At 65.8% G+C, this 7,721-nt stretch carries 6 protein-coding genes; 5 read left to right on the top strand and 1 reads right to left on the bottom strand.

The window, feature by feature from the left end; all coding sequences use genetic code 11:
- The coding region (locus V5B39_RS15095) for an SUMF1/EgtB/PvdO family nonheme iron enzyme (protein WP_332343692.1) at positions 1–1,711 on the top strand (1,711 nt) is incomplete at its 5' end.
- 70 nt (positions 1,712–1,781) lie between these two features.
- Here the strand turns inward: V5B39_RS15095 and V5B39_RS15090 are convergent.
- Positions 1,782–2,594, bottom strand: a complete 813-nt coding sequence (locus V5B39_RS15090) for a CHAT domain-containing protein (RefSeq protein WP_332343691.1) — start codon at positions 2,592–2,594, stop codon at positions 1,782–1,784.
- 130 nt (positions 2,595–2,724) lie between these two features.
- Between V5B39_RS15090 and V5B39_RS15085 the strand changes: the two genes are divergently transcribed.
- Genes V5B39_RS15085 through V5B39_RS15070 form a run of 4 tightly spaced genes read left to right on the top strand, consistent with a single transcriptional unit; the run spans position 2,725 to position 7,718 of the window.
- The gene (locus V5B39_RS15085; protein ID WP_332343690.1) at positions 2,725–4,662 is read left to right on the top strand and encodes an ATP-dependent DNA helicase; all 1,938 of its coding nucleotides are present in this window, start codon (positions 2,725–2,727) and stop codon (positions 4,660–4,662) included.
- A 5-nt stretch (positions 4,663–4,667) separates the two neighbouring features.
- Positions 4,668–6,002, top strand: a complete 1,335-nt coding sequence (locus V5B39_RS15080; protein ID WP_332343689.1) for a hypothetical protein — start codon at positions 4,668–4,670, stop codon at positions 6,000–6,002.
- The gene (gene mobB, locus V5B39_RS15075; protein WP_332343688.1) at positions 5,999–6,526 is read left to right on the top strand and encodes a molybdopterin-guanine dinucleotide biosynthesis protein B; all 528 of its coding nucleotides are present in this window, start codon (positions 5,999–6,001) and stop codon (positions 6,524–6,526) included. Before V5B39_RS15080 ends, mobB begins: the two co-directional genes overlap by 4 nt.
- Complete coding sequence (locus V5B39_RS15070; RefSeq protein WP_332343687.1) at positions 6,513–7,718, top strand: molybdopterin molybdotransferase MoeA; 1,206 nt, start codon at positions 6,513–6,515, stop codon at positions 7,716–7,718. Before mobB ends, V5B39_RS15070 begins: the two co-directional genes overlap by 14 nt.
- The last annotated feature ends 3 nt before the right edge of the window (positions 7,719–7,721 follow it).

Here is a 7,721-nt window from a genome sequence, read left to right as displayed (position 1 = left end):
TGAGTTGGCCGCGTTCCTCATCGGTGAGCGTCAGCGTTTTGGCTTTGCGGGACATGGCGAGGCTTTCGGGAGGTGGGGGTGGCAAGTATACGCGCATAAGTCGGAGGACTTATCCGGAAGCGCTTACGAGCAATGCGTCGCGCTGCTCAGCGAAATCTGGGACCAGCGGCGCGGCGTCGAGCGGGCGGCGCGTTTCACCCCGGCACAGAAGCGAAGCCTGCTGACGGCGCTGGCGGCGCATCTGCAGAGCAGCGGGACGCGCGTCTTCGAGGGCGGCGAGCTGTTCGCTGCGCTCGACGATCTCGCGCCGCTGGCCGGCGTCGCAGCCGCCGACGCGCCGGCGCTGGTCGACGAGATTCTCGCGCACAGCGGTCTGCTGCGCCGCAAGTCGCGCTCGGCGTACGATTTCGTCCATCTCTCGTTTCAGGAATATTTCGCGGCACGCGATTTCCTCGCCCGCGGCGCCGGCGACGAGTTGCTGGCGCATCTGGGCGAAGCGTGGTGGCGCGAGGTGATCCGCCTGTACGCGGCGATGGCGCCGCAAGCGCCGCAGTTGCTCGTCGCCTTGCGCAGCGCCGATCTGCTGCTCGCAGCCGGCTGCCTGGCCGATTCGCGCGACCCCGGAACGAGCGAATTCGCGGCGTGCGCCGAAGGCATCGTCGGCGATCTCGTACGGCAGTTGAACGGCGAAACGCCGGCCCGCCAGGCCGCCGCCGACGCGCTCGCCGAGGTCGGCCGCTGGCGAGCGAACGAGGCGCTGCGCGCGGCTTTCGCCGCCGCCGACCGTCCCGGAGTCGCTCTTGCCGCGCTGCTCGCGCTCGCTCACGGCGGCGATCCCGCGACGCTGCAGGCGCTGCTCGCCGACCATGGGAGAGTGCTGCGACTGCTGCACGGCGAGCTGCCGGGCGCCGGCGGCGGCGTGCGCACGCGTATCCTGGCGCTGCTCGAACGGCTCGGCCACCCGCTGGCCTACGTTCCGGCCGGGGAGTTCTGGATGGGCAGCGACGATGGGCCAGGCGATGAACGGCCACGCCACCGGGTAAGGCTGGCCGAATACTGGATCGACCGCACCCCGGTGACCAACGCGCAGTATGCCGCTTTCGTCGAGGCGAGCGGCTACCGCGCGCAGAGCCCCTGGCGCGACGAGTTCAGCGCGGGCAAGGAGCAGCACCCGGTCGTCCTGGTCACTTGGGACGATGCCTGCGCCTACGCCATATGGTGCGGCAAGCATCTGCCAAGCGAAGCGCAATGGGAAAAAGCCGCGCGCGGCAGCGACGGCCGAACCTGGCCGTGGGGCAACGTCTGGGACGGCAACCGCTGCAACGTCAGCGGACGCGGAACGACGGCCGTCGGGATCTACCCACAGGGAGTCAGCCCCTACGGTTGCCACGACCTGGCCGGCAACGTCTGGGAGTGGGTGGCCGACTGGTACGACGCAGGCTACTACGCGCGCAGTCCGGCTACCGACCCTCGGGGACCGGAGACCGGCGTCGCCCGCGTGTTGCGCGGCGGCTCGTGGAACGACGTCGGCTGGTTCGTCCGTTCTGCCGACCGCAGCAGGTTCGGGCCAGGCAGGCTCGGCAACGGCAGCGGGTTCCGGCTCGCCCTAGGTCACCAGGGGCCGGCGGAGCCGGCACCGGGGGCACCGCCGTCCGGGACGGACGGCGGTCAGGCTGCGTTCAGGACGATTCGGGCGACCGGCCGGTCCTGATACGCCGGATTGGCGGGACAGCGAGGCACGCGCCGCTCGCTGCTCGCCTTTTTGCGCGCTGCTGTTTTCGCTAGCCAAACAGCACGCGCGCAAACGGATCGCCGAAGTACGCGTAAGCCAGCGCCGTCGGGTCGTCGCTCGCCTCGCGGCGCAGTTCGCCGAGCGCCTCGCCGATGCTGCGGCCGGCCTTGAGCTTGCGGTAGAAGGCGACGCCGAACACCGCGGCACTCGAGTCGAGCACCGGCCAGTACGGCGCGACGACGCAGCTCCAGCCGGCTTCGATGCAGTTGCCGGAAAAACCGCCGGCACGGCCGAGAACGCGGCCGCCGCGGCCGACGGTGCAGGCGTTGAGGAAGAGCCGCGGTTGCCGCGTGCTGCCGAGGCGGCTGGCGGCAAACGCCATCGCCGTGATCGACTCGCCGCCTTCGAGTTCGAGCGCCGTCAGGTCGGCGTTGGCGCCGACTGAACCATGGCCGGAAAAGTGGACGATCTGCGCGTCACCGTCGTCGAGCAGACGGCCGAGTTGCCGGCGCGTCACCGGCGTGAGGCGCTCGGCGAACGGCAGCAGGGCACGCAGTTGCTGGACTTCGTCGGCTGCCCACGGCAGCCCGCTGTGCGCCGCGCCGGGAACGACGATCGTCATGCGGTTGACCGGCAGCGCCTGCGGCTGCGGCCGGGCACCGGTCCCAGGCCGCCAGCGGCCGAGCAGGTGACTGACGCCGAGCGGCGGCAGTTCGCAGTAGGCGCCATGGATCTGGCCGCTCGGACGGACGATCTCCCACGGAAACGACAGTTCGTCGGAGAAGATGAACAGCGAGCGCGGCGGATTGGCCAGCGCCATCAGCCGCAGGTACTCGGCGCGAAACGGTGGCGGCAGATGCAACCACAGTTGCTCCCCCCGCGAGGGGGGAATTATCGGTTCATCCCAACACTTTCATTCACCCCCGGCGTGGCGGGGCGTGTCGGCAATACCGGCTTCTGTTAGCATGCGCGCTGCTTTTGACGATCCGTCCATGACTGTTCTGCTCTCCGATGTCTTTTCCGCTGCCGGGCCGCTGGCAAGCACTGTTCCCGGTTATCGTTTGCGCGCCCAGCAACTCGAACTGGCTGAGCGCATTGCTGCCGCGATGGCGGGCAATCAGGTGCTGATTGCCGAAGCCGGGACCGGTACGGGCAAGACCTATGCCTATCTGGTGCCCGCACTGCTTGCGGGGGGCAAGGTGATTGTGTCGACGGGCACACGCAATCTGCAGGATCAGCTTTTCACACGCGACATCCCGACCCTCCGCAAGGCGCTCAAGTCACCGGTCCAGGTGGCACTGCTCAAGGGGCGAGCCAACTACCTGTGTCATTACCATCTCGAACGTTCGTTGGCCGATGGCCGTTTCCTCTCGCGCGACGATGCGGCCCATGCGCAGCGTATCGCGCGCTTTGCCAAAAAGACCCGGAGCGGCGACAAGGCCGAGTGTGCCGGTGTTCCCGAGAACGCAACGGTATGGGCGATGGTCACTTCCACTCGCGACAACTGTCTTGGCCAGGATTGTCCGAAGCACAAGGAGTGCTTCGTCCTCGCTGCACGCCGCGAGGCGATGGCTGCCGATCTGGTAGTGGTCAACCATCACCTGTTCTTCGCCGATGTGATGCTTCGCGACGAAGGAATCGCCGAACTGCTGCCTGCCTGCAATACGGTGATCTTTGACGAAGCGCATCAATTGCCGGAAGTCGCCAGCCTGTTCTTTGGCGACAGTGTTTCGACTGCGCAGCTCCTCGAACTGACCCGCGATACACACTTTGAAGGCCTGGCCTCGGCGCGTGACTGCCTGGATCTGCCGAAGTTCTGTGCCCTGCTTGAAAAGGTTGCTCGCGACCTGCGGCTGGTCTTGCCGGTCGAACCGGCCCGCTACCCGCTCCAGCAACTTGAGGCGCGTGCCGGTTTTGCCGATCGATTGAACGACGTACTCAAGGAACTTGCAGCGCTGGCTGCCTTGCTCGAGACGCAGGCGCAGCGTGCCGAAAGTCTGGAAAGCTGCTGGCGGCGCGCCACTGATTTGCAGGCGCGCCTGCAGTCCTGGCAAAGCGGAGCGAACCCGGATTTCGTTCGCTGGGCAGAGACCTTCAATCACTCGCTACAACTCAATTCGACGCCACTGGCGATTGCCGAGATCATGCAGAAGCAGATGAACGGCCATCCGCGTGCCTGGATATTCACTTCGGCGACACTCGCCGTGCAGGACAGTTTTTCCCATTACTGTGCCGAGATGGGACTTGACGATGCCGATTCGGCGCGCTGGGAGAGTCCTTTCGACTACCCGCGACAGGCGCTGCTCTACGCGCCGCGCAACCTGCCCGATCCGAATCACCCGGAGTATGCCGAGGCCGTTGTCAAGGCCGCTTTCCCGGTGCTCAAGGCAAGCGCCGGCCGGGCTTTTTTTCTGTGCACCTCGCTGCGCGCGATGCGCCGAATACACGAGTTGCTCAGTGAGCGGCTGCAGCGCGACCGACTCGATCTGCCTTTGCTGTTGCAGGGCGAGTGCAGCAAGAACGAGTTGCTCGAACGTTTCCGTCGCCTGGGCAACGCCATCCTGATCGGCAGCCAGAGTTTCTGGGAAGGGGTCGATGTGCGTGGCGAAGCGCTGTCACTGGTGGTCATCGACAAGCTGCCGTTTGCGCCGCCGGACGACCCGGTGCTTTCGGCGCGTATCGAGAAGCTCCGGAGCGAAGGCCGCAATCCCTTCATGGAGTACCAGTTGCCGCGCGCGGTCATCAACGTCAAACAGGGCGCAGGCCGCCTGATCCGCGATGAAAACGACCGCGGGGTGTTGATGATCTGCGACCCGCGCCTGCTCAGCAAACCCTATGGCAAGCGTATCTGGCGGAGTCTGCCACCGATGAAGAGAACCCGCGAACTCGCCGACGCGCTGGCTTTCTTCGCTCCGGCAGAGGTCGTCTGATCGGCATGACCTTTCCCCCTCTTCAGGCTGCGGCCGATCTCTTGCCGCTGGACTGCACGGCCGTGGCCGAGCTGCTCAATCGTGGCTGCGCCTGCATCTCGGTCGACCGCCGATCCTTGCAACTCGCGCTCGAAGAGAGCGAGGGAACGCTCTCGCAGGCTGAACTGCTGGCGACGCGGCCGCATCTCTTTTCTGACAGCATGGTTTTCGTCAGCGCCGCGCATCTCGCGCGCATGGCGCGGATCATCGCCTTGCTCGAACGGGTGGTGGCCTTGCCGGCGTATCGCGAACGGGTGCTCACCTACGCGCCGCCGTTGGCGCGGCATTCGCCCGGCGCCGTGGGGGTCTATCTGGGTTATGACTTCCACCTCGGCGCAGACGGTCCACAACTGATCGAAATCAATTCGAACGCCGGTGGCGCGCTGCTCAACGCTCGCCTGTTGCGTGCGCAGCGTGCGTGCTGCGCAGCGGTGACGAGGATGATCCCGGCACCGATGCCGGTCGAGGAAACCTTTCTGGCGATGTTTCGCGAGGAGTGGCAATTGGCCCGCGGCAATGGCCATGCTTCACAACGGCCGCTGGCGCGCATCGCGATTGTCGACGCACAGCCCGATGAACAGTATCTGGCACCTGAATTTGCACTCTTTCGGCAACTCTTCGAGGCGAGTGGCATCGCTGCGCTGGTGGCCGATGTTGCGGAACTAACCTTCGATGGCGAACGCCTGTCCTGCCGCGGGCAGGTCGTTGACCTGGTCTACAACCGGTTGACCGACTTTTCCCTGGCCGAGCCGCAAAGCGCGGCGCTGCGTGCGGCGTATTTAAGCAATGCCGTGGTGGTCACGCCGCATCCGCAGGCGCATGCATTGTTTGCCGACAAGCGCAACCTGGTGGCTCTCGGCGACGACGACTGGCTGGCAGCGATCGGCTTGCGCGAAGACGAGCGCGAGTTGCTGGCCAATAGCATTCCGCGTACCCTGCAGGTGCTCCCCGAGCAGGCCGAGGACTTCTGGGTCAGTCGCAAGCAGTGGTTTTTCAAGCCGGCGACCGGCTACGGCGGTAAGGCCGCCTATCGCGGCGACAAGCTGACCCGGCGCGTATTTGCCGAGGTCGCCAGCGGTGGCTATGTCGCGCAGGAGGTGGTTGCCCCTTCCGAGCGGCGTCTGCTGATCGATGGCGTGCCGCACGATTTCAAGCTCGATCTTCGTAACTATGTTTATCGTGGTGTGGTTCAACTGGTGTCGGCGCGACTGTACCGTGGCCAGACGACCAATTTCCGGACCCGTGGCGGTGGCTTTGCGGCGGTTTTCCCGGTACCCTGCCCAACCGGGAGCACAGAATGAGACTGTTTGGTATTGCCGGTTACTCCGGCGCCGGCAAGACGACCTTGCTGGAAAAACTGCTGCCGAGAATGACCGGGATCGGCTTGCGCGTTGCGGTGCTCAAGCATGCGCACCACCATTTCGACATCGACCAGCCGGGGAAAGACTCGTTTCGCCACCGCGCGGCAGGTGCCGGCGAAGTGCTGTTGGCCAGCAGTGCGCGCTGGGTCTTGATGAGCGAGTTGCGCGGCGCTCCCGAGCCGACGCTGGAGGAATATGTCGCACACTTGTCGCCGTGCGACCTGGTCCTCGTCGAGGGTTTCAAGGACGAGGCGATCCCGAAGCTCGAAGTGTATCGGCCCGGCAACGGCAAGCCGCCGCTGTGGCCACAGCAGCCGCACATCGTCGCTGTCGCCTCGGATGCCTCGCAATCGCTGGCCCTGCCGGCGCATCTGGCGCGCTTGGACCTGAACGATCCGGAAGCGATCGTCCGCTTCATCCTCGGCACTCTTCAACTGGGAGAAAAAACGCATGTTGTCCTTTGATGAGGCACTAGAACGCTTGCTGGCCAGTGCCCGAACCGTTTCGGAAGTTCGCCGCCTGCCGACGCTGGCTGCCGCCGGGCGCGTGCTGGCACAGGCACAGCAGGCGACGGCCGATGCGCCGCTGCTCGACAACTCGGCGATGGACGGCTATGCGCTGGCCGTCGCCGACGTGCCGCACCTGGCGAGCCGCCTGCCGGTCTCGCAGCGCATTCCGGCGGGCAGCGTCGGCATACCGCTGCAGCCAGGAACCGCTGCTCGGATCTTCACCGGCGCGCCGATACCGGCCGGTGCTGACGCAGTGGTGATGCAGGAGCTGTGCGAACACGCCGACGATGCGGTGCTGATCAACCATCTGCCGCAAGCGGGCGAACATATTCGCCGTGCCGGAAGCGACATTGCCGCCGGGAGCGAGATTCTCCCTGCCGGACTGCGCCTGCGACCCCAGGATACCGCCCTGGCGGCGTCAGTGGGAATCGCCGAACTGCCGGTTTTCCGCCGCTTGCGAGTGGCCGTATTGTTTACGGGTGACGAACTGCGCATGCCCGGTGAGCCGCTGCCGCCAGGCGCGATCTACAATGCCAACCGTTTCCTGCTGACTGCCCTGCTGCAGCCATTGGGTTGCGTCGTTCGTGATCTCGGGCAGGTGCCCGACGATCTGCCGGCGACACGCCAGGCGCTGCGCGCAGCCGCGCTTGACAATGACCTGGTGCTCAGCTCGGGCGGCGTTTCCGTCGGCGAAGAGGATCACGTCAAAGCTGCCGTTGCAGCGGAGGGTCGGATCGAGATGTGGAAGATCGCCATCAAGCCCGGCAAACCCCTGGCCTTTGGACAGATCGCTTCGGCTGGGCGCGAGGTGGCGTGCATCGGTTTGCCGGGAAACCCGGTTTCCTGCTTGATTACCTTCCTCATGCTGGTGCGGCCTTTTCTGTTGAAAATGCAGGGCGTGCATCCAATTACCGCACCGAGCTACCGGCTGCGCGCCGATTTCGACTGGTTGCGGCCCGACGCCCGGCGCGAGTTCCTGCGTGCAAGAAGCCATGCCGACGGCGGCGTGGAGATCTTCGCCAACCAGGGTGCGGCAGTCCTGAGTTCGGCGGTGTGGGGTGATGGCCTGATCGATAACCCGCCGCAACAGGTGATCCGACGCGGCGACATGGTGCGCTTCCTGCCGTATTCAGCCTTGCTGAACTGAGCC

It is taken from the genome of Accumulibacter sp., assembly GCF_036625275.1.
Lineage (GTDB): Bacteria > Pseudomonadota > Gammaproteobacteria > Burkholderiales > Rhodocyclaceae > Accumulibacter.
The sequence above is the reverse complement of the archived record's forward strand: the minus strand, read 5'-3'. Positions and strand labels throughout refer to the sequence as shown.